This is a genomic window from Psychrobacter sp. UBA5136, from assembly GCF_002414005.1.
Lineage (GTDB): Bacteria > Pseudomonadota > Gammaproteobacteria > Pseudomonadales > Moraxellaceae > Psychrobacter.
The window spans coordinates 19,457-41,524 of the sequence record NZ_DHYG01000038.1 but is presented as its reverse complement, the minus strand read 5'-3'; the positions used below and the strand labels follow the sequence as shown (position 1 = coordinate 41,524).

Annotated in this window: 19 protein-coding genes; 10 read left to right on the top strand and 9 right to left on the bottom strand. The window is 44.5% G+C overall.

Translation table 11 applies throughout. The features are described from left to right. Window positions 1-105 precede the first annotated feature (105 nt). From B4240_RS05610 to B4240_RS05600, 3 genes are all read right to left on the bottom strand, one after another. Window positions 106-429, bottom strand: a complete 324-nt coding sequence (locus tag B4240_RS05610) for an H-NS histone family protein (RefSeq protein WP_296237304.1) — start codon at window positions 427-429, stop codon at window positions 106-108. A 322-nt stretch (window positions 430-751) separates the two neighbouring features. Beyond that, window positions 752-1,390 (bottom strand): single-stranded DNA-binding protein, encoded by a 639-nt coding sequence (gene ssb, locus B4240_RS05605; protein WP_296237300.1) that lies wholly within the window; start codon window positions 1,388-1,390, stop codon window positions 752-754. Window positions 1,391-1,586: 196 nt separating this feature from the next. After that, entirely contained in the window at window positions 1,587-2,951 is a 1,365-nt protein-coding gene (locus B4240_RS05600) for an MFS transporter (RefSeq protein WP_296237298.1), read from the bottom strand. Between the two features lie 773 nt (window positions 2,952-3,724). On the opposite strand from B4240_RS05600, the gene uvrA reads away from it, so the two are divergent. Then, window positions 3,725-6,643: an excinuclease ABC subunit UvrA gene (gene uvrA / locus B4240_RS05595; protein ID WP_296237297.1), complete on the top strand. Its 2,919-nt coding sequence runs from the start codon at window positions 3,725-3,727 to the stop codon at window positions 6,641-6,643. Window positions 6,644-6,699: 56 nt separating this feature from the next. Then, window positions 6,700-7,734, top strand: coding sequence for a DUF2511 domain-containing protein (locus B4240_RS05590; RefSeq protein ID WP_296237296.1), 1,035 nt, complete (start codon window positions 6,700-6,702; stop codon window positions 7,732-7,734). A 76-nt stretch (window positions 7,735-7,810) separates the two neighbouring features. Here B4240_RS05590 and B4240_RS05585 read toward each other — a convergent pair whose 3' ends face one another. Then, entirely contained in the window at window positions 7,811-8,092 is a 282-nt protein-coding gene (locus B4240_RS05585; RefSeq protein ID WP_296237295.1) for a DUF503 domain-containing protein, read from the bottom strand. Window positions 8,093-8,237: 145 nt separating this feature from the next. Here B4240_RS05585 and gorA point away from each other — a divergent pair, with 145 nt between their 5' ends. Continuing rightward, window positions 8,238-9,593: a glutathione-disulfide reductase gene (gene gorA, locus B4240_RS05580; protein ID WP_296237293.1), complete on the top strand. Its 1,356-nt coding sequence runs from the start codon at window positions 8,238-8,240 to the stop codon at window positions 9,591-9,593. Between the two features lie 80 nt (window positions 9,594-9,673). On the opposite strand, the gene B4240_RS05575 is transcribed toward gorA, so the two are convergent. Then, complete coding sequence (locus tag B4240_RS05575) at window positions 9,674-10,042, bottom strand: hypothetical protein (RefSeq protein ID WP_296237291.1); 369 nt, start codon at window positions 10,040-10,042, stop codon at window positions 9,674-9,676. A gap of 110 nt (window positions 10,043-10,152) precedes the next feature. On the opposite strand from B4240_RS05575, the gene B4240_RS05570 reads away from it, so the two are divergent. Beyond that, window positions 10,153-10,365, top strand: coding sequence for a hypothetical protein (locus B4240_RS05570; protein WP_296237290.1), 213 nt, complete (start codon window positions 10,153-10,155; stop codon window positions 10,363-10,365). A gap of 50 nt (window positions 10,366-10,415) precedes the next feature. Here B4240_RS05570 and B4240_RS05565 read toward each other — a convergent pair whose 3' ends face one another. Further along, window positions 10,416-11,069, bottom strand: coding sequence for a GNAT family N-acetyltransferase (locus B4240_RS05565; protein ID WP_296237288.1), 654 nt, complete (start codon window positions 11,067-11,069; stop codon window positions 10,416-10,418). A 106-nt stretch (window positions 11,070-11,175) separates the two neighbouring features. Further along, on the bottom strand, window positions 11,176-12,810 hold the full coding sequence (locus B4240_RS05560) for an FAD-dependent oxidoreductase (protein ID WP_296237286.1): 1,635 nt from the start codon (window positions 12,808-12,810) through the stop codon (window positions 11,176-11,178). 376 nt (window positions 12,811-13,186) lie between these two features. Between B4240_RS05560 and truD the strand changes: the two genes are divergently transcribed. Next, window positions 13,187-14,419 carry a tRNA pseudouridine(13) synthase TruD gene (gene truD, locus B4240_RS05555; RefSeq protein WP_296237283.1) on the top strand — a complete coding sequence of 411 codons (1,233 nt, stop codon included), beginning with the start codon at window positions 13,187-13,189 and terminating at the stop codon, window positions 14,417-14,419. A gap of 3 nt (window positions 14,420-14,422) precedes the next feature. Here the strand turns inward: truD and B4240_RS05550 are convergent, their stop codons facing one another. After that, the gene (locus B4240_RS05550) at window positions 14,423-15,976 is read right to left on the bottom strand and encodes a GGDEF domain-containing protein (protein ID WP_296237281.1); all 1,554 of its coding nucleotides are present in this window, start codon (window positions 15,974-15,976) and stop codon (window positions 14,423-14,425) included. A 416-nt stretch (window positions 15,977-16,392) separates the two neighbouring features. Then, window positions 16,393-17,274, bottom strand: a complete 882-nt coding sequence (locus B4240_RS05545; RefSeq protein ID WP_296237279.1) for a PHP domain-containing protein — start codon at window positions 17,272-17,274, stop codon at window positions 16,393-16,395. Window positions 17,275-17,475: 201 nt separating this feature from the next. Between B4240_RS05545 and ispZ the strand changes: the two genes are divergently transcribed. The 5 genes from ispZ to B4240_RS05520 all read left to right on the top strand — a co-directional run bounded on the left by ispZ (window position 17,476) and on the right by B4240_RS05520 (window position 22,020). Beyond that, a complete protein-coding gene (gene ispZ / locus B4240_RS05540) occupies window positions 17,476-18,027 on the top strand; it encodes a septation protein IspZ (protein ID WP_201563255.1) in 552 nt (183 codons plus the stop codon). A 125-nt stretch (window positions 18,028-18,152) separates the two neighbouring features. Continuing rightward, complete coding sequence (locus B4240_RS05535) at window positions 18,153-18,500, top strand: YciI family protein (protein WP_296237277.1); 348 nt, start codon at window positions 18,153-18,155, stop codon at window positions 18,498-18,500. Next, a complete protein-coding gene (locus B4240_RS05530; RefSeq protein WP_296237275.1) occupies window positions 18,497-19,045 on the top strand; it encodes a hypothetical protein in 549 nt (182 codons plus the stop codon). The genes B4240_RS05535 and B4240_RS05530 overlap by 4 nt, the downstream gene beginning before the upstream one ends. 26 nt (window positions 19,046-19,071) lie before the next feature. Further along, window positions 19,072-21,237, top strand: coding sequence for a tRNA (5-methylaminomethyl-2-thiouridine)(34)-methyltransferase MnmD (gene mnmD, locus B4240_RS05525; RefSeq protein WP_296237274.1), 2,166 nt, complete (start codon window positions 19,072-19,074; stop codon window positions 21,235-21,237). Between the two features lie 144 nt (window positions 21,238-21,381). After that, entirely contained in the window at window positions 21,382-22,020 is a 639-nt protein-coding gene (locus B4240_RS05520) for a hypothetical protein (protein ID WP_296237271.1), read from the top strand. The last annotated feature ends 48 nt before the right edge of the window (window positions 22,021-22,068 follow it).

Sequence of the window (22,068 nt, the reverse complement as noted above, 5' to 3'; positions counted from 1 at the left end):
TACGCCAAGGCTGGTTGGAAAACGACTTATCCAAATTGTTTTATGATGTTTGTCCTGGGCATAACAAATTTATTTTGAACTGACTATAACAAAGAACGTTGATGACTAAATCGCAAAATCTTCAAGTTTACGACCTGCCGCTAGTGCATCCACCAACCAAGTTGGTTTACGTCCGCGGCCTGTCCATGTTTCTTCGTTATTATCCGTATTGCGATATTTAATGCTACGTTTTTTCTCAAGCTTCTCGCCCGCTTGCAGAATCTCTTCGATACTTGCATCACTTTCTTCAGCAATTTTTTCAAACTGCATGTAAGCATCATACAAACGCTGGTGCTGTTTTTGCTCAATCAGTTGCTGCGCGTTTTCAGTGATAGCGCGTAGCTCATCGACATTCAAATCATTTAAATCAATGACGTTATTTTTGTTCATCACAATCTCCACCTTTATAGCAAGGGTATTATTAAGTTAGATTCTTATTAATAATTTATCAGTAATAAAAATCGTAAGTAGCAGTAATATAAACAAAAATATAAACCATCACAAGTAGTGATTGCTTTTCAATAAAAAACGCCAGCAATTAATTGACTATTTTTTAGAACATACTGAGAATTATATTAAACCTACAATAAAATATCATTGTCTAAAATCTAACGTTTTATCAGCCATGATAATAAACAAACCTAATGGCATAAAAAAAGAGCCTACAAATCAGACTCTCTTTTTATCATGCTAACATTTATTCTTATAAGATTTAGAACGGAATATCATCATCTACCGGACCGTCAGGCATTGCCGTCGGTTTTGATTGAGCGGGTTTATTAAATTGGTTTTGCTGCGCTGGCGCATTTTGATTGTTAAAGCTGTTTTGGTTGCTGCCTTGAGGATAGCCACCTTGTTGATTGCTGCCTTGTTGACCAAAGTTGTTTTGGCCACCTTGATTTTGGTTTTGACCGCCAAAGCCGCCGCCTTGATTACCATAGCCGCCTTGACCTTGGCTTTGACCTGGATACTGATTTGAGTTTTGGCCACCAAAACCGCCGTCATTACTACCACCTGTTGCGCCATCGAGCATTTGCATTTGCTCAGCGCGAATCTCGGTAATATAACGGTCTTGACCATTGGGATCTTGGTATTTACGCGTGCGTAAGCTGCCTTCGATATAGACCTTACTGCCTTTACGCAGATATTGCGCCGCAATTTCGCCCAAACGATTAAACAGAGAGATGCGATGCCATTCGGTCGCTTCTCTTTTTTCGCCGCTTTGCTTATCTGTCCACTGCTCTGATGTCGCAACCGAGATATTGGTCACGCTACCACCGTTACTGAATTGACGTGCCTCAGGGTCTGCTCCAAGGTTACCGATAATGATAACTTTATTAACTCCGCGCATAATATCGTCCTTTTACTTATAAAACGTTTAATGGATATTTTAATCACTATTAATAGAAACTGATTAATAATATCAGTAATGTGAATTTACTTTAACCAATTTTTGTTTAAATATCTACCATAAAAATTGTACATACGACGTTGAATGTCGCGTAGTTTCGTCGCTGATAATACTCAGGTTTGAATTACTGTATAACCTAGATATCTAAAGGGCTTTGCGCTAAATGCGACAGTTCTTGTCGTGCAGCATCAGTCAGCTGGGTTTTGTCTAATTTTAAATAGGCAACCTGCTCTTTTGCCATCACCACCAGCTCATCGACGCCCTCTACCGCCAGCATTTGCTGTGACCAATCTTGGATATTGATATCTTTAGGTATCGTCACGGTGGTACTTGATAAATACGGCGGCTGCGCAATTGGAATAATCAGCAGCAATGCCGCGCCCATGATAACAGCCAATACGCCCCACGCCAGCAAATTTGGTTGGGTTAATAATAATCCGCCCATCGCCCCACCGACAAAGGCGCCAAAAAACTGGCTTGATGAATTGAGTCCCATTGCTGTCGCTTTATTGGCAACAGGCGCACGTTTTGATATCCACGAAGGAATGGTAGCCTCAAGCAAGTTAAAGCCCATAAAGTACAGCAGCAAACCTAGGATGATACCCACACCGACCTGACTACCAAGCGCCAATAGCGCTAAAGCCGCGGTCATCAATGCAATCGCTGCCAAGAATACTTGGCGCATTTTGCGTTTTTTTTCGGCAATAATAATAAAGGGAATCGCCACGGCAAAACCAATAAATAACAGCGGCAAATATACCAAACCCTGCTGACGTACCGATAAACCAAGCACGTCACTGAGCTGATGCGGCAAGATGACAAATATCGCGGTCATGGTTAAATGCAGGGCAAAAATACCGATATGCAAACGGTTTAAATCACCGATTTTTAACACATCTGCCAATTGCTGCCCAATCGATTTATTATCCAAATTATGCTTAAGCACGCGTAGCGGCGTTGGCACAAACAATAACAATAAAATCGCCAAAAAGGCAAAGCCCACGGTTAACCAAAACAGCCCAGAAATCCCTAGCGAGCCGACCAATAAAGGCCCAAAAGCAAAGGCTAGCATAATAGAGGTGGCAATGGTCAAACCCATGGTTGCCATGGCTTTGGTACGCATCTCTTCACGCGTCACATCAGCAAGTAATGCCATCAATACCGCCGAGACCGCGCCACTGCCTGCCAGCGCGCGCCCGATAATAACTTCGTAAATATCGGAGGCATTAGCGGCAATTACCCCGCCGATAGCAAATAGGATAAGTCCCAAAAAGATAATCGGTTTACGCGGGAATTTATCCGCGGCAAGGCTCATCGGGATTTGAAAAATCGCTTGTCCTAACCCATAAATACCGACAGCCAAGCCAATCAGAAACGGCGTCGCATGCGCATAATTATCACCATAGACAGAAAACACTGGCACAATCATAAACAGGCCAATCATCCGCAAGGCGAAGATACCACCGACCCCGAGGATTGCCCGTTTTTCTACGCTATTCATACTTGCCTCACTGGTTCATCATTGCTGGTTTAACACTGCGGCTTGCTTGTATTATCACGCCGTTATCAAGGCTTTAGCCTACAAATTAGGCCCACTAGTATAAGCCATTCGCCGTTTGCTTGCCGAAACTTTTCTCTTACTGCCGCAGCCGTCCTATTAGCAGCTACCCGTGCCTTTTATGGAGACGATAATTTTGTTACCAAGTGCATCTAATGGCTCATCACACCTTGAATAATGCCCCTATCGTGACAATAAAGTAAGACGTCGCTAAGGCACTTAAACGTCCGTTTTTACATTATTTTTGATGATATAGCTTTTAGAAAATACATAGGGTCAAAACGATAAGTTGTAAGTAACAGTATTTAAAGTAACTAGGCTTAAAACCATCATATTTAAAAAAGTTTCTAAAAAACACGCTAAGAAAACGAGGCTTAGTTAAATTTATAACAAAGCTCTCATGTTAGTTAACAAACATTTAATTTAGATTGTCTTAGTAAATTTCAAGGGTAAAACTCACGCTAATTTTGAACGTTTGGCTTCTATAAATCAGTATCACTGCACTTTATGAAAAACTATCGCTTTATGAAAAACCTCTGCTTTATTAAAAAGCCTCTAGTAAAAAACAGTCTCATGAAAAAATGTTTTGTAAGAACAGCTATTTTTATAAAGCCATAGCAATTTAACAACCAAACATGCTTTAGCAGCCCTTTCATCAACCACATTTAACGCTCAGATTTTATATACCATTTTAGCAAATAGGAAACCTATCACCGATGGCAAATGACCATATTGCAATACGCGGCGCACGTACGCACAATCTAAAAAACATCGACTTAGACATCCCACGCGATAAATTTGTGGTGATTACCGGTTTATCAGGTTCTGGTAAATCGTCACTGGCGTTTGATACGCTTTATGCCGAAGGGCAGCGCCGTTATGTGGAGAGCTTGTCGGCCTACGCGCGTCAATTCCTCTCACAAATGGAAAAGCCAGAAGTCGATAGTATCGAAGGCTTGTCACCGGCGATTGCGATCGAGCAAAAATCAACCAACCATAACCCGCGCTCAACCGTTGGGACGATTACCGAAATTTACGATTATTTACGTCTACTTTATGCACGTATCGGAACGCCCTATTGCCCAGAGCATGGCGAGCCAATGGTTGCGCAGTCGGTGACCGAGATGGTTGATCAAGTCATGGCGTTGCCAGAAGATACCAAGCTTATGATACTGGCGCCGGTGATTCGTGAGCGTAAAGGCGAGCATACAGTGCTACTTGAGCAATTAATTGGGCAAGGTTTTGTCCGCGTGCGCGTTGACGGTGATGTTTACGATACCGATGAGCTACCAACGCTCGATAAAAAGAAAAAGCATACCATCGAGGTCGTCGTTGACCGCTTTAAAGTCCGTGATGATTTGGGCAACCGCGTTGCTGAAAGTTTAGAAACCGCCCTACGCTTAGGCCAAGGTCTGGTCACGCTGCACTTTATGGATGGCAATCCAAAAGAAGGCGGCGACGCTAATCAGGTGATGTCAGCGAAGCATTCTTGCCCTATTTGTGATCGCGCCGTCTCTGAGCTTGAGCCGCGGATGTTTAGTTTTAACAATCCTTATGGAGCTTGCCCAAGTTGTGACGGTCTCGGTAAACGTCAGTATTTCTCAAGCGATAAGCTAATTACCCATCATGAAAAATCGCTCAATCAAGGCGCGATTAATGGTTGGGATAAGCGTCATGCCTATTACTTTGGTTTGCTATCGACCGTGTGCAACCACTTTAAAATTGATATGGATACGCCGTGGCAAGACCTGCCAAAAGCGCAGCAAGACATCATCATGCATGGCTCTGGCAGAGAAAAGCTCACCTTTAACTTTACCGATGAGCGCGGCCGTAAAACCAATAAAACCGTGCCGTTCGAAGGCGTGCTACCGTATTTAGAACGCCGCTATGCCAAAACACAAAGCAACCTTGTGCGTGATGAATTGGCAAAATATCTCGCTGATACCACTTGTAATGTCTGCGATGGCGCGCGTCTTAATGAGATTTCACGCAATGTCCGCGTTGATGATCAAACCATCGCCCAAATCGTCAAGCTGTCTATCGGGGACGCCGCTGATTATTATAAAACGCTCAAGATTGGCGGACATAAAGGCGAAGTGGCGGAAAAAATCTTTAAAGAGATTAACGAGCGTCTTAACTTCTTGGTCAGTGTTGGGCTTGATTATCTGACCCTTGCCCGCTCTGCTGAAACGCTATCGGGCGGTGAAGCGCAGCGTATTCGTCTTGCCAGCCAAATTGGTGCGGGGCTGATGGGCGTCATGTATGTCCTCGATGAGCCGTCAATTGGTCTACATCAACGCGATAATGACCGCTTGCTAAAAACCCTCACGCGCTTACGTGATTTGGGCAATACCGTACTGGTCGTTGAGCACGATGAAGATGCTATTCGCCAAGCCGACCACGTGATTGATATCGGTGTCGGCGCGGGCGTTCACGGCGGTCATATCATCGCCCAAGGTACGGTCGATGAGATTATGGCGACTAAAGACTCGCTGACTGGACAATACATGTCAGGTGAGAAAAAAATCGAGATTCCAACCATTCGCCATAAAGCCAAAACCATCGAGGTGGAAGCAAAAGGTAAAGGTAAAGCCAAAAAAGTCCCGATGACCATCGAGCTTAAAGGCGCAACGGGTAATAACTTAAAAGATGTGGATTTGAGCTTACCGATTGGCATTATGACCTGTATCACGGGTGTATCTGGTTCTGGTAAATCAACCTTGATTAACCGCACCTTAATGCCTGTTGCCGCCACCCAGTTAAACAATGCCTCAACGCTTATCGCCGATAAATATGACAGCATTAGCGGTCTTGAGCATTTGGATAAAATGGTTGATATCGACCAAAGCCCGATTGGCCGTACGCCGCGCTCAAATCCTGCGACGTATACCGGCGTCTTTACCCCAGTACGTGAGATGTTTGCCCAAACGCAAGAAGCGCGCGCTCGTGGTTATAAAGCTGGTCGCTTTAGCTTTAACGTCAAAGGTGGACGCTGCGAGATGTGTCAAGGTGACGGTCTTATCAAAGTTGAGATGCATTTCTTACCGGATATGTATGTGCCGTGTGATACCTGCCATGGTAAACGCTATAACCGCGAGACGTTAGAGATTCATTATAAAGGTAAAAACATCGCCGATGTGCTCGATATGACGGTTGAGGATGCGACTGAATTCTTCTCAGCCATTCCAGCCATTCATCGTCGCCTGCAAGCGTTAATGGATGTTGGTCTGAGCTATATCCGTTTGGGTCAATCAGCGCCAACGCTATCAGGCGGTGAAGCGCAGCGCGTCAAACTGGCACGTGAGCTTGCCAAACGTGATACGGGGCAAACGCTGTATATCTTGGATGAGCCAACTACTGGTCTGCATTTCCATGATATCGATAAACTGCTCAATATCCTGCATACCCTGCGCGATAAAGGCAATACTATTGTGGTTATTGAACACAATCTTGACGTCATTAAAACCGCGGATTGGGTGATTGACCTTGGCCCTGAAGGTGGCAAAGGTGGTGGCATGATTATCGCCGAAGGCACGCCTGAAGAAGTAGCAGAAGTGAAAGGCTCTTATACTGGTGAGTTCTTAAAGCCGATGCTTAAGCAAAAAAATGAAAGAAGTCTGCTGATAGAAATTTAATTGTTGATGAAAGGCTACTCTTTAGAGGGTGGCCTTTTTTGTTGGGTAAATTTATTATGATAAAAATTGAGAATACTAAATATTTTGCACTTTTGAGAGAGCTAAACACATCAGAAAAACTGATTGAGTTAGGTTTCGGTGAGCTTCAAAACATGAGTTTTACGGAAGATGAAAAATTCTACTTTCTACCCTTTCAACTCTTATCGCAAGGGTTTGAGAGAATGATGAAAGCTTATATATGTTTAGGACATTATCAAAAATATGGAAAGTTCCCCGAGGGGACATATCTTAGAAATAAGTTAGGACATGATTTAGAAAAGTTACTAGACGAAATAGTAAACAACTATTACTTTGATTACACAAGACCTCAGTTTGAGTTAGATAATAAATTCCTCCAAACAAATTTAGATTTAAAAGAGCTACTTTCTATCCTTTCTGATTTTGGCAGATTTGCAAGATATTATAATTTTGACTTAATAACAGGTAGCTCGAAAGAGAACACAGATACTGAAGAAAGTTGGAAAGCATTTGAAGCAAAAATTTTAGATTCGGAAGATTATGAGAAGTTAGCTGACTTAAATTTTAACCATGAGGTTTATCAAAAAATATCAACCTACATAGTCACTATTTTCGAAAGGTTTGTTTCTGCGCTTTCAAGACAGTTTATTTTTAACTGCTTAGGGCAAGAAGCTAAAGCCCTTTCTGTTGCCAATTTTTTTGATTTCGGAAAGTTGTATGAACAAGATTTTGGGCGCAAAGATTATAGGTATCAAACCACAAAATATAAAGAAACACCAAAAAATTTGCATAAGAGGACAATACTTGATGAGATTCAGCGAAAAGTAAATTCTACATATAAATCAAGGAAAGTCCTCAAATCAGAATATGATAAAGACTGGCCTTTTTATGAAGATGAAGTAATTATAGAGTGTAGGGAGAGTCACTGGTGTGTCGTTACAATTAATGGATTCGATTATGCATTAAATGGCTCAGCAAAAAGTCGTTATAAATTGGAAAGTCCGCATGATGCGGGCATGACAATTTTAGGCGTAAGTTTATCTGACTTCATATCAATGGCTATGAAGTTATAAGTAGATCAAAGTATAAATGATGGTAGAGAAAGCTGTATTTTGACAGAGTGGAGAGCTTTTTTTATCATGCTTATGGCTAAACAAACTCCCTCTCAACATTCATCACCCGCGCATCTACCGTCCGCTCTATCTTCTCCTCGATTTGACTGCACTGCGACTCGACCACACGTTTAGACAGCCCAACGATCACAAAGGTCCATTCGCTGGCGTCATGGCGATCACGCTCACCGCTCTCACAGACCGCGACACTTGGCGTATTGCCAAAGCGCGCGTGCAAGCCGCCCATGCGTTGACGTTTTTCTTTGAGTGAGCTACAGCCAGGTAGCGCGAAAGTCAGGGTTAAGATAACGATATGCATGAGTTTTCCTTATTAAAATGAGTCACGCTTCATGGTATCATCAAGCATACTTTTTGTAGGGTTAAAAAGGCTAATATTTACCCTTCTCACTATAGATACCAGTTTCACAGCATTCCTAATAATAACCAAATTAAGAGACATAACAATGACCAAACATTATGATTATATTTCCATTGGCGGCGGTAGCGGCGGCATTGCATCAATTAACCGAGCAGCCAGCTACGGCAAAAAATGCGCGATTATCGAAGCCGATCAACTGGGCGGCACCTGCGTAAACTGGGGCTGCGTACCCAAAAAGGTGATGTGGTATGGCGCGCAGGTTGCTGAAGCCATCGAAAAATATGCGCCAGATTACGGTTTTGACGTTGAATTAAAAGGCTTTGATTTTCAAAAGCTCATTCAAAGCCGTCAGCAATATATCGAAAACATCCACCGCTCTTATGACAATAATTTGGCAAAAAACGGCGTTGAAGTGATAAAGGGCTTTGCTAAATTTGTCGATACCAATACCGTAGAGGTCAACGGCGAGCTGATTACCGCTGACCATATTTTGATTGCGACGGGCGGACACCCGATTTTCCCCGATATCAAAGGCGCTGAGCACGGTATCGATTCTGATGGCTTTTTTAAATTGACGCACCTGCCAAAACGCGTGGCTATCGTCGGGGCAGGATATATCGCCGTTGAAATCGCAGGCGTGCTCAACAGCCTAGGCGCTGAGGTGCACTTATATGTACGTCAGCATTCGCCGCTGCGCTCATTTGACCATACTATCGTTGAAACCTTACTGATAGAAATGGAGCAAGATGGTATTCATGTGCATACCAACACCACGCTCACCGAAGTCAATAAAAACGAAGACGACTGCTTAGAATTATTTACCAAAGATGGCACTCTCGATACGGTCGATTGCTTGATTTGGGCAATTGGTCGCGCGCCTTCCACGGATAATATTAACCTAGAAGTGACCGGCGTAGAAACGACCGAGTTTGGCAAAATCAAGGTCGATAAATTCCAAAATACCAATATTGAGGGTATTTATGCCGTTGGCGATATTATTGAAGGCGGCATTGATTTGACGCCAGTGGCTATCGCGGCGGGTCGCCGTTTATCGGAGCGCTTGTTTAACGACAAGACCGATGAGCATTTGGTCTATGATTTAATCCCGACGGTTATTTTTACCCACCCCGCTATTGGCACGATTGGCTTGTCTGAAATCGATGCCGTTGAGCAGCATGGCAAAGAAAACATCAAATGCTATAAATCGACCTTTACCTCTATGTATAGCGCAGTGACTCAGCATCGTCAAAAATGCGTGATGAAACTGGTGTGCTTGGGTGAGGAAGAAAAAATCATTGGCTTACATGGCATTGGCTATGGCGTTGATGAGATGATTCAAGGCTTTGCGGTCGCGATTAAAATGGGCGCGACGAAGGCAGATTTTGATAATACCGTTGCTATCCACCCAACGGGAGCAGAAGAGTTTGTCACGATGCGCTAGTTTGATGAAAAGACTGGGCTAAATTAGTAAAAAGGCTACCTTTAACGCGGTAGCTTTTTTATTAAAGCCTAGCAAAGTCTTTAATTACCCAGCACCCACTCTCCTTTGACTTGATAAACGTTAAAGCCAGTCTTATTGGTGCGACGATTACCCGCGATTGTCTGGGTGATATCAGCGCTGCACCTGTAAGTCTGATTACCCTTGACGCGGTCACAGTGGATATTCTCGACACGCTCAAGCCTTGGCATCATGCGCTCCATCAAGCTGCTTATATCTTGTGCCATTTTATCGTTGCCCGCATTCGCCTTGGCATCCTCCATAATTTTAATGCCTTGCTCATATTGCGCTGCAATCAACTCCTCAACCGTACTTTCAGAAGGCGCTTTAGAATACGTGATTAAAAACGGTAACAATACGGCAATGAGTACCAGTAGCTTAAAATGTCTCACGCTGTCCTCCTGTTATGTTTATAGCGTTTTTAAAACTTAAGAGGCGGCTAATTATTCAGACAGTATAATCACGATACTGCTATGATGCGCTTAATAATCACCGTTGCGAGATGCTTGTGTGGCAAATGTATGTTTCTATATTACCGATTGGTCTTGGCATCATGACCTTGGTTGCAAGCCTAATTGGTTTGTTTGCTTATTTGATGTCTAATGATAATGCCACGCGCTTGCCCGCTTTTAACTGGTTTAAGCGTTTAATTATCATGGCATTTTTACTACTGAGCGCCGGGTTATTGATGACCTTTGGCAGCTTTTGGGGTTAATGGCTTTAGGATTAATAATTTTAGGTTTAATAAAACTGCTTGGCTTATAATTAACTTACAATTTTTTCTAATTCTAATAACTCTAAATCTTGACGTTTGGGTTCGCCATTGTTGCCATCAACAGGAAACGGCATGCTATTGCCATTTAACCGATAACCGCGGCGCTGGTAATAAGCTAATAGCTCAGGACGATGGCTTAAAATGGACATGGTCAGACGCGCAGGATAGTTATCAGACGTTTCCTTATTTGATTGCAAATGCCGCTGCGCAAAGGTCTCTGCTGCCTGCAATATTTGATGGCCAACACCATGCCCTTGTAGCTCAGGCAGTACGGCAAACATACCGATATAGGCTTTTTTCTTGCCAGCGTTCTCATTTTTATCAGCATCGTCTTTTATATCGACCGCGATACAGCCTAACAACTCGCCTGTTTCTTTGCCATCGCGAGTACCTGACGTGGTTTTTGGATAAATAAAAACGTAGTGTTTGGGGTCAGCAATAAGGGCTAATAGCTCGTCTTTGGTGGTGCGAATACCACCGATTAAATCCGCCTCATTGGTCCAGCCTTCTGCTTGCCGGTAGCAGCGATTTAATAATTGCTCTAGCGCGTCAATATCTTCTGCTTCGGCTTGGCGTAAAAATACGGCTTCTCTATTCGTCTGATTTTTATTTATAGCGTCTTTATTTATGGCATCTTTATTCATACATTGATTTTCCTTTTCCGTTCATATTTTATAAAAATCTATCGTATAAAAGGCTGGCTCGGATAACCAAGCCAGCCTTCATAATAATACGTATCAGTTTTGACTACTAGCGCGATAACGCATGGGCTTGCTCGATAACACTAAACCCTGCATTGATTTGCGCGCGCGTTGGCGCGTGACCTCGGCGCAGTAGCTCGCCAAAGGCAGCCATTTCTTTATCGTGGCCAACTCCACTCGCGGCACTGGCTCGTGTGTCCTCGCCTTCATCATCAAAATAAAACTCGATATAATTAAACTGCTGTAGATCGCCTTGTAAGATACTATGATCGGTCGTGGCTGCATGACCGCTATAGCGCATACTTTTGTCACATTGCATCGTCCAAAAAAACGGCACGCGCTCAGTATTGTCATGGACATCGTCTGCTCCCACTATCGCTGCCGCGGTCACAAGGCCGTGCTGTAGCGCCACGCGCCAATGCTCGATCCGCATCCGCCCCATTTGATTAGGCGCTTTAGCAATGTCGCCGAGTGCATAAACGCCGTCGCGCAGCTGTAGATGTTTATCAACTTGGACGCCATCAGGGTCGTTGACGTCGCTGAGTACGTCCGTTCGCGGAGACACGCCCGTACCGAGGATGACCATATCGGCGTCTACGCGCTCGCCACTCGCAAGGGTCACGCCACTCACCCCTTTATCATTGCCATTGATTTTGTCGACTGAAGCATTAAAGACAAAGCTAACACCTCGGTCTTGGTGACGGTTAATGAGCGCATCGCTGACGGACGCTGAGATGATATGACTCATGACACGAGACTCTCGACCTATCACGGTAACGCTGGCAACACGGCCTGCTTTTGCAAGCGCTGAGGCGACCTCCATGCCGATAAATCCGGTGCCAACGATGACCACACGCTTACCCACGCTTGCCGCTTTGATCGCTTTGGCATCGTCTAAACTGCGAAGGGTATAGACACCACTTTGCTGAGCACCCTCAATCGGTGGGATAACCGGCTCGGCACCCGTTGCCACGACTAAAAAGTCAGGGCGGATGGTCTCACTATCACTGTCACTATCGCCCGTATCTTTTTTGACGATCAGGGCGTTTTCATTGGGCCGTACCTCGCTGACAGTGGTTTTTAATTGCAAGTTTATATTGTGATCTTCCGCCCAGTCACTGCCGCCGAGCATGAGTTTTTCTTCATCCGCCTCACCTGACATAAAGGCTTTGGACAATAACGTTCTGTCATAAGGGGCTTTGTCATCTGCGCTAATGATGGTGATTTTGCCGCTGTAGCCAAGCTTACGAAGGCGGTGCGCGGTCATAAACCCAGCCGCGCCGCCACCTACAATCATGGTATGCGTGTCGCCAAGTTTGTCATTGTTGGTTTTGCCATTGCTAGTACTTTGATCTATAGTTTCACTGGTATTGACACTCAAGCTGTCGCCATTGTCAGTAAGCGGATACTGGGTTAAGCCATCAGCGGCAACCGGCTCTAATAAGGAGCCGTCCGTGCTGTCAAACGTTCCGTGATGCCAAGGACAAACCACGCGATTGCCGCAGCGCACACCATCGCCCAAATCTGCCCCAGCATGGGGACATTTACCATCGAAGGCGCGAAACTCATCCTCATCACGCGTGATTAAAATGATACTGTCATCGTCTTGCTTGAATGATTTCATGCCGCCATCAGGGATATCGGCTTTATCAATCGTGAAGGTTTTTATAGTTGAGCTGGTCATAGTTGTCCTTAACGGTGGCGATTGCTACCTTATCAATGGTTATGAATGTTAAGATATGGTTTTTATGAGTATCCACGCAGTATTTTTATCATCTTTGTGAAAATATAAAAAATATGAAAAATAGAATAGAAACGATGTGACATAAATACTGTCATGATTTTGGTTTTAACCTATTAAAAACGTTAAAGTAATTAAACACTTATTAATCCCAAGTACAGGGTTAAAATACAAAGTTAAAGTACAAATAAGCACTTATTGATAGTAGCAAGCTCACCACACTTGCGATGTTTTTTTGTATGTCTCGCACGTTGCGAATCGTAACTTTTGATAGCGCCTACCTTTATAATAAGACTCACCTTTTATAGACGACTTCTTTATGACTGACCCTAGTAGTATGACTGACCACAATAGCGACTTTTTGCCATTCACCTCTGCTGATATTGCCTTAGCGGCTGATACGTCCAAACTGCCGCAGCCGGCGCAGCCGCCTTTAAAGCAAGTAACGTATAAAGCTCATGCGACAGATTTTGTGGTTAATGAGATATTGCCGCTCGATTTTACTGGCGAGGGTGAGCATTTATGGCTACACATTGAAAAGCTGGGCATGAACACTGCCTACCTGGCTAAATTATTATCAGAATGGGCAGAAATTCCACTGCGCGATGTCGGTTATTCGGGGCTAAAAGATCGTCAAGCGCTGACGACGCAATGGTTTAGCCTGCGCCTACCAAAAAAACAATGGCCAGAGTCTGAATTTGCGCCGATAAACATTGGAGAGAATGAATCGGTCAGCATCCTTGCGCAGCATTGGCACAATAAAAAGCTCAACCGCGGCACGCACCGCGCCAATCGATTTATCATTACCTTGCGAGAGATTCAGTTTGCTGGTTTTGATACGGCAGCGCTAATGCCTGAGCAATTATTAGCGGCAAAACAACATGTCGAGCAGCATTTAGCCAATATCAGCACAACTGGCGTGCCCAATTATTTTGGTCCGCAACGTTTTGGTCGTAATGGTAATAATGTCAGAGAGGCTTTGGCGTTGTTTGCCCGTCCTGTACCAGAAAAACGTTCGCAATTCAAAAAGAGCAAACGCAAACAGGCACCGCGCGAGCAAAACAGCATGGAATTATCCGCTGCGCGTAGCTTAATATTTAACGAGATATTGGCAGCGCGGGTACAAGATGGCAGCTGGAATACCGGACTTGCAGGAGAAGTGTTTAATTTGGACGGCTCAGGTTCGATATTTGCCAGTGAGGAAATAGACGCGACTTTAAAGGCGCGAGTTGCCAGCGGTGATATTCATCCAACGGCGGTGTTATGGGGTGTGGATAATGATAAAGTCAGCGCAGCAGCAGCCGCTATCGAAAACGATATTGTGCAAAAAAACCCACTGTTACGCCAGTTGGCAACAGGCCTTGAGAAGCGCGAGGTAAAAGCGCAACGACGCGCCCTGCGTTTACCGATTGAAGCCTTAGCTTGGGAATGGCAGGACACAGATAATAAGATGACATTGGTGCTTAGCTTTACTTTAACGACCGGTAGCTTTGCAACCAGCGTGCTAGAAAGCTTGGTACAAAATTTAAGCACATCGTCACCTGCTATTTAGCCTTTAACTGGTCGCATAAAGAACGGCTATTTTATCCTTTTCTGCGGCCAGCATATCATTGGCGCTGACCACTTTATTACGGCCGCGGTCTTTTGCCTCATATAAGGCTTTATCGGCAATACAGATTAAGCGCTGACAAATATCACTTGGCAACTGAGCCTTTGAGACTTCTGTAGCAGCGCGTTTTCTTCTATGCGAGACTCTATTTTGCGCGCGCGCTGTTTCTGAATCTGCGTTTGGCGTGGCTATTTTATGCGTACTACTTTTTTTTGCGCTATATTTTTGCGTATTAGTATGAGTTTGCTGAGTTTCAGCTAGCGGCTGTGCCTCTTCTTCTAGCGCCACGGCCTTGTACTCGCTTTGAATGCGAGTGCGCTCTTCACACGTGAGGGTATAAACCCCTAAGCTGGCAGTAATATAAAAATCCGCACGGTTATTACTTTTGATGGCTTGTTGCGCAATATCTTTGCGTAGCTGCCGAGCAATGCTCATCGCGCACTCGTGAGCGGTGTCTGGCAGCACAATTAAAAACTCTTCGCCGCCATAACGACTGACAATGGCGTCTTCTGATAATGCGTTCATTAACGTTTGAGCAACCTCGGATAATACTTGGTCACCAACGTCATGGCCATAATTGTCATTGATGTTTTTAAACCAATCTAGGTCCAATAAAATCACGCTAAAATCCTGCTTATCTCCCATCGCAAGCAACGCTTGCTGCATTTGCGTCAGCCCGTAGCGCCGGCTTTTTAGCTGGGTCAATTCGTCGTGATTGGCATACTGCATGATTTCAGCTTTACTGTTATCCAATATCAATAACAGTGTGCGAAACATATAGATGATAAAAATCGCCTTTGGTAGCGCCATATAAATATGGGTGGTGCGCCAAAAAAACGCTGAGGAGAAACGCAGTTGATTAAAGGTGTCCCAGCTAAGCGTCCCATTTTGAAAAATAGAGGCCGAGATGGCATTTTCAATCGCTGTCGTTTCGCTAAAGGTAAGGTAGCTATAAGTGTCTAGTGGGAAAGAAGTTATCGTCATTTGGCGCAAATTGGGTAGCGTAAAGCCAAAATAGGGAACCAAGGTAACCAAAAAAATTAAGGCGATATGCCCCAAAAAGGCTTTCCAAACATAGCGCCGCCGTATGAGCATCATGCCTAGCATCGCGCCGCCAACGAGCGAAACCCCAGCGACCAGACTGCTATGACCCATGACTAAAATCACCACGGCAATATAAAGGCTATAAAGCGTAACCATTATTGCTTGCCACTTATATAGGGAGCCTGTGTCTGTTCTAATGGGCGATGCCCGGCTGACCAGCCAAAAAAAGAACAGCACCATCAGCGTCACTCCAATCCACAAAGGATAGAGCAGATCCATGTCTACGTAGGAGCCAAACCTATCTCGGTAGCACCAAACAAACAAAAACCACAGCCAGTGTGACGTGACTTCTATTAACACAAATAACGCGAGCAGCGATGCCCTATCAGCAGCTTGCCACTCGAAAATCACTCGCGAGAGTTTTCTGTAGCCTAGATGAGATATCGATACAGCCATAATGGGCTACCGCAGATAGTGAAAGTTACTGAGCCAAACCGAACTTAAAAATAAAAAGCATGACTTATATTAGACCTAAACTGACGTATTTAGTGTGGCAATTTTTCCTTTAATTATCAATCTGTTTAATGGATTTATCCGTCAATAGCCAAAATTTTATTTTAGCTTATGGTTTTGATGGACTTTTTGAAGATAGATTTAGCTTATGTCTTAAACACGGCCAAACAAGTTTATAGTAAATTCTAGATAAAAAGAGTTCAGCTTTTATGGCGTGCTACTGGTATAAATTTTCTTTGCTTGCTGTGTGACTTCGTCACTCCAGAGGCTACATAAAATTCATCTCAGTAGCACTGTGTTTATTTTATAGTGGATCGACTATAGCTTATCTATGCAGCTTAAGGGTAGCCCATTTTGGTCTAAGCCAATGCCGCAAACGACTGCCAAACGCCTTGCTGCTCAGGGTTGAGGTGCGGCACATCGCCCAAGCGTCGCCACGGCATATTACTGCCATGAAAGTCACTGCCGATGGAGGCGGCAAGCTGATGTTCAGCAATGCTGCGATCGACCATTCTGCGGGTACTAATCGGTTCGCTATTTGATGGTAACTCACAAGCATCACCGCCAAGCTGGGCAAACTCTTCAATCAGTTTACGCACGCGGGTGGCGGATAACTGGTAGCGCGTCGGGTGCGCGAGTACTGCCTTGCCGCCGCAAGCATGAATCAGCTCGATACCATGCTGCATCGTTAACGCTTCAATCGCCACATAGGCCGGCTTATTATCCGCCAGATATTTATCAAAGGCTTTTTGTACGGTTTTTACCTCGCCGCGCTCAAACAACACTTGGCCAATGTGTGCCCGCCCTACCGCTTGCGGATTGCCGCCTGCCTTATCACAGACTGCTTGCCAAAGCTCAGCATAATCAATATCTAATAGCTCGCTGAGTTTTTCAGTGATACGTTGACCGCGCGTGGCACGGCTGTCTTGCAATTGTTGCAAGGTAGCATGCATTTGATCAAAGTCAGTAAAATCTAATCCAAGCACATGAATGATTTTTTTGGTGGATTTATTTTTGCCGTAGCCACCGCTAAGCGTATGCTCGCAGCTGATTTCAACCCCATTGATTAATTGTATATTGCAAGCCTGAGCCGCCACGCGCGCTTCTTCGATACCCATCAAGGTGTCATGATCAGTTAGCGCCAGTACATTAATGCCAGCGTTATGGGCGCGCTGTATGACCTCGGTTGGCGCATAAGTACCATCAGAGCAAGTGCTGTGGCAATGTAAATCAATTTTCATAAAGCTGGCCTTGAGATGTTTAATAGGTGGTGCATTTAAATATGCTGTCGATATTAGGTATATTATCAGTAAAATAAGCTAAATATGGCGAAGATATGTGCTATCGAGGGCATATCGGATGATTATCGGGTTGATTGCTTTTTTTTGCAGCGGTAGACGTGTAAACTACCCCTTACGTTTTTGTTGGACATTCTATTTGCTATGAAAGCCTTATTAGACTTCATTCCGTTAATCGCTTTTTTTATTGCCGCGCGTTACAGTGGCATTTTAGCGGCGGCAGGTGCATTGCTCGTGGCCACTATCATTATTTATGCCATCCACTTTGTGCGTCAAAAAGGCAAATTTGATAAGCAGCAGTGGGTCGTTTTATTGTTAACCATCGTTTTTTGTGGTGGTACGCTGCTATTACGTGACGACATCTACTTACGCTGGAAATCGCCCATTATCAACGGTATCTTTGCTTTAACGCTATTGGTAAGCGCGGCAATTAATAAGCCCCTCATGCAATTGGCGATGAAAGAAGTGTTTTCACTGACCTTAAGTGGCTGGAAAAAACTGACCGTCGCTTGGGCATTGTTTTTTGCCTTTATGGGCGTCCTGCATTATATCACGGCATTTACTATGTCTGATGAGGCTTGGATTAACTTTAAAACTTACGGCTGGATTCCGATTATGCTGGTATTCGTGGTCGCTCAATTTGCGCTGTTAAAAAATCATCTTAACCCAGCGTTAACCGATAAAACGACTAAATAAAAGCTGATTTAATCCTAAAATCTAGTCTAATTATAATATATGATTTAACAATATGATGAGACATATCATCATGTTTTATTATGGTTTATAGCGCTTTATTCTTACTATTTACTTGAGGAAGTCTCATGTCCTTATTTGCCATTATCGGTCACGATGTTGCCGGTAGCAGCGCCCAACGCCAAATGACGCGCGCCGAACACGTTGCCCGCCTGCAAGTATTACAAAGCGAGCAGCGTCTGGTTATCGCTGGTCCAACGCCTATCGTACACGGTAAAAGCGAGATGTCAGGCAGCCTGATTATTGCTGACTTCGACTCCCTCGACGCCGCGCAAGCGTGGGCTAGCACTGATCCTTATTTGCGTGATGGCGTCTATAGTCACGTGGACATCAAGCCGTTTGTGCAGTCATTGCCTACCCCGAATGACAGTGACAGCGCTGCAGATAAGCCAGCAGATAAGGTAACAGCATCGTGATTGAGCGGTTATCCTCTTCAAATCGTCAAGTTTTTAATCATGTTACTCCTCATGCCGCGCATCATGTTACTCATCATGACATGGCGCGCGCTTTTGGCCGCGCCGCTAACGTTAGTGTTGCTAGCTTGATGATGTTTGCTAGTCTATCGGTGCAAGCAGCGCCAACTGTGACCAACGCCGATCCTGCAGCAGGAACGCCTAACACTGCTGTTCAAGTAGCACCGCTAAATACCGCAGCAAACACCGCAGCTGCTACAGTACCAGCTTCGGCTACAAATGCTAATAAGCCTGTGACTAACATTAGCGACACTCTAGCAGCGCAGCTACAACCATCAACTAAAGCATTGTCTGAGGCCAATCAAGAACTGCTCAGCCGTAATGCCCAACTGCAGCGTCAAGTCAACGACTTACAAACGCAAGTGAACGTTTTGGTGTATGAAAGCAAAGGCCAGTTGTTTTTATATGGTGCCTTTACGGTTTTAGCAAGCTTGTTGGTTGGGATATTTATTTCATGGCTGGTTTTTGTCCGCCGTGAGCGCTGGTAGAAAAATTTTTATAAATGTGACCTGTTATGCCAAATTCTGCTATACCTAAAGTGTCATCTACCGCCTCGCCTACGTCCCACAAACACACCAAATCTTCTAAAAAACCTGCAGCGCCAGACGTGATTACCCCTGCTAAGATTGCATGGCAAACCGATGATGCGGGCAATCAAGCGCCCGTATCAGGAGAGTTTGGCGATGTGTATTTTTCGCACGCTGATGGCTTGGCAGAATCCCGCCATGTGTTTTTAGCTCATAACAATCTGCCAGAGCGGCTAGCAAACCTTGCCGACAAGCAATGCTTTACGATTGCTGAATTGGGCTTTGGTACGGGTTTGAATTTTTTAGCGACATGGCAACTTTGGCGTGAGCTTCGTGAGCAGCAGCCGCATTTAGCAAATGCTCGCTTACATTTCATCACCACCGAAAAATACCCCATTCCACTTGCTGATTTAACGCAGATACTTAGTTTATGGGCACAGCGTGCGCCCGATCTTGCCGAATTAATTGACGAGCTTTTAGCAAACTATCCACCGCTGATTGCAGGCTGTCATCGCCTAAATTTTATTGCCGATAATATCACCCTTGATATTTGGTTGGGCGATGCGGGCGCTAGTTTGGCAAGTCTAGCTACTTTTGATAACTTAAATAATGGGAGCGCTATTAAGCGCCCTTATATTGATGCTTGGTTTTTAGATGGTTTTGCGCCCTCTTGTAATGAGTCCTTGTGGGCAGAGTCGATATTTGCCCAGATGCAGCGCTTATCTCGTGCTGGTACGACTGCGGCTACTTATAGCTGTGCCGGTATCGTCAAACGTGGTTTACAAGCCCATGGTTTTAGCATTAAAAAGGTGAAAGGCTTTGGGCGCAAACGTGAAATGCTAACAGCGGTTATGGCTGGTAGCGCTGATTCCTTGCCTGATTCTTTAGCACAAAATGACGATAACAATATCTGCGTTTCGCCACACCCTCATGACCACATTCCTAGCCACACAGTGGTGATTGGCGCGGGTGTTGCGGGACTACTTACCGCTTGGACACTGGCCAATCGCGGTATGACAGTGACGATAGTGGATAAAGTCGCGCCGCTTGCTGGCGCCTCTGGCAATCCGCGTGCCCTCCTCGCACCAAACATGACGCCCATTCATCACGTCTATGAGCACCTGCACTCTATCGGCTACCTATATAGCGGCAAGCTATATCGTTATTTTAATCAGCAAGCAGCGCTGCAACAAATGCCGCTAATACTTGAGCAAACGGGCACGTTAGACTTGCTAATCAAAACTAATATCGGCACGGCACAGATTGCCGATTACCCTGATGAGATGGCAACCACAATTACTGCTGAAGAAGCGCGGCAATTAAGCGGTTTAAACATTCAAGACTTAACGGACAATTTATATTTACCAAAATCGGGTTTGATCAATCCACAAGCACTAAAAACGCTCATCCTTAAACACCCAAATATCACTTATCAGCAGCTTAGCGTCACTAATATCCAAGAAAAGGCAGATAAAGTTACAGTGACGGGCGATAAAAAAAGTGGTGGTGCTAGTGATAATAATAGTCAAACCCCCGCCACTATCTGCGCTGATAATGTGGTGATTTGCGCGGCCTATGAGAGCCATCAATTAGACAACCGTATCGTTAAATGCCGTACCATTCGTGGGCAATTATCTTGGTTTACGCCCACTACTGAGCAAATCGCTCGATTACCTAAATTACCGCTCAAATATAGTGGCTATTGCGCGCCCTTTATCGGGCAACACGGTGATGCTGAGATAAATTATATTAACGAAGGTCAGCCGCAGTTTTTACTGGGGGCGAGCTTTGTCGATGCTGACGCCAGCATTGATATTCGTGAAGAAGAAAATCAGCAAAATTATGACAAATTGCTTGAAGATATACCTGAATTAAGCAGTGTCTTGCCAGATGATACCAGCGCATGGCAGGCGCGCGCGGGTGTGCGCACGCAAACCATTGACTATCATCCGTTGGTCGGACGACTTGCGCAAAGTCGCCGCATTTGGACGCTCTCTGCCATGGGGGCAAAAGGTTATGCCCTAGCACCGATATGCGCTGAAGTCTTAGCAGATATGATGCTTGGCTGTTTTGCCCCTTTATCCGCTGTTATGTTAGCGCGGCTGTCACCCAATCGGGCGCGGTTGCATAAAGCGCAAAAGGCAACCATTTAACGTTACGCCAACGTTTATCAATATTTATACAGATGCTATCTTATACCAGTGCTGTCAACGTAAAAGCATGTGTTTATCATCCTGTAGCAGCTGACTTAAAGAAAAATGCTTACATATCAATTATAAAATGGATAGCTATCTCTTATGAAAACCCCTTTTTTCACACTGGCAAAACCTTACCTTAAAGCAATTTCTATCGCTTTATTAAGTGTATCATTGCTGAATGCCTGTCAAAAAACGCCAGAGCCTGAAGCAGCCGATGAAACTACTGATGATACTACTAATGAAACTCCTGCTAAAACAACGATTCAGACGACGCCAGTGACTTCTAATATCAATACACCTAATGCTGAAGAAAATCTAAATACTACGGCATCTACAGACAATTTAGAACAAGATACAAGCTTAACTGAACCTAAAAATAAGCTTGACGCAGCAGACAACTCAGCAAACAATGCTGCGATAGCGCCCAATCCAGAACAAGCCATCAAAGGCGCGCAAATCACCGATGTTAATTATCGTAGCGCCAGCGGTGAGACACTATTTGTCATCTTTGAAACCTCAGAAAAAGGCGTGCTTAACGCTATCGTTACCTTGCCGGGCAAACCAAAAATCACTTTAAGTGCCCCAGAGGGACAAGGCAACAATCCCACTTACCACTCAAGCGATGGCAGTATGCAGCTGGTCAGTCATGGCGGTGGTAGCAGCATCGACCTTATTCAAAATAATAAAATGACGAGCTTTGACGCCATTAGCGTAGATGCCGAAGTTATCACCGAGTAGTTTTTTAAATAAAAATTTTGCTTGAAATCTTTTATAGTTGATAATTTA

Excerpts from the sequence above, each read along its gene's own strand:
- B4240_RS05535 (WP_296237277.1), top strand. The coding sequence starts at position 18,153 with ATGTCCTTATTTGCCATTATCGGTCACGATGTTGCCGGTAGCAGCGCC.
- mnmD (WP_296237274.1), top strand. The coding sequence starts at position 19,072 with ATGCCAAATTCTGCTATACCTAAAGTGTCATCTACCGCCTCGCCTACG.
- gorA (WP_296237293.1), top strand. The coding sequence starts at position 8,238 with ATGACCAAACATTATGATTATATTTCCATTGGCGGCGGTAGCGGCGGC.
- B4240_RS05550 (WP_296237281.1), bottom strand. The coding sequence starts at position 15,976 with ATGGCTGTATCGATATCTCATCTAGGCTACAGAAAACTCTCGCGAGTG.
- B4240_RS05570 (WP_296237290.1), top strand. The coding sequence starts at position 10,153 with ATGCTTGTGTGGCAAATGTATGTTTCTATATTACCGATTGGTCTTGGC.
- B4240_RS05520 (WP_296237271.1), top strand. The coding sequence starts at position 21,382 with ATGAAAACCCCTTTTTTCACACTGGCAAAACCTTACCTTAAAGCAATT.
- B4240_RS05590 (WP_296237296.1), top strand. The coding sequence starts at position 6,700 with ATGATAAAAATTGAGAATACTAAATATTTTGCACTTTTGAGAGAGCTA.
- truD (WP_296237283.1), top strand. The coding sequence starts at position 13,187 with ATGACTGACCCTAGTAGTATGACTGACCACAATAGCGACTTTTTGCCA.
- B4240_RS05600 (WP_296237298.1), bottom strand. The coding sequence starts at position 2,951 with ATGAATAGCGTAGAAAAACGGGCAATCCTCGGGGTCGGTGGTATCTTC.
- B4240_RS05565 (WP_296237288.1), bottom strand. The coding sequence starts at position 11,069 with ATGAATAAAGATGCCATAAATAAAGACGCTATAAATAAAAATCAGACG.
- B4240_RS05585 (WP_296237295.1), bottom strand. The coding sequence starts at position 8,092 with ATGCATATCGTTATCTTAACCCTGACTTTCGCGCTACCTGGCTGTAGC.
- B4240_RS05545 (WP_296237279.1), bottom strand. The coding sequence starts at position 17,274 with ATGAAAATTGATTTACATTGCCACAGCACTTGCTCTGATGGTACTTAT.
- B4240_RS05610 (WP_296237304.1), bottom strand. The coding sequence starts at position 429 with ATGAACAAAAATAACGTCATTGATTTAAATGATTTGAATGTCGATGAG.
- B4240_RS05560 (WP_296237286.1), bottom strand. The coding sequence starts at position 12,810 with ATGACCAGCTCAACTATAAAAACCTTCACGATTGATAAAGCCGATATC.
- uvrA (WP_296237297.1), top strand. The coding sequence starts at position 3,725 with ATGGCAAATGACCATATTGCAATACGCGGCGCACGTACGCACAATCTA.
- ispZ (WP_201563255.1), top strand. The coding sequence starts at position 17,476 with ATGAAAGCCTTATTAGACTTCATTCCGTTAATCGCTTTTTTTATTGCC.
- ssb (WP_296237300.1), bottom strand. The coding sequence starts at position 1,390 with ATGCGCGGAGTTAATAAAGTTATCATTATCGGTAACCTTGGAGCAGAC.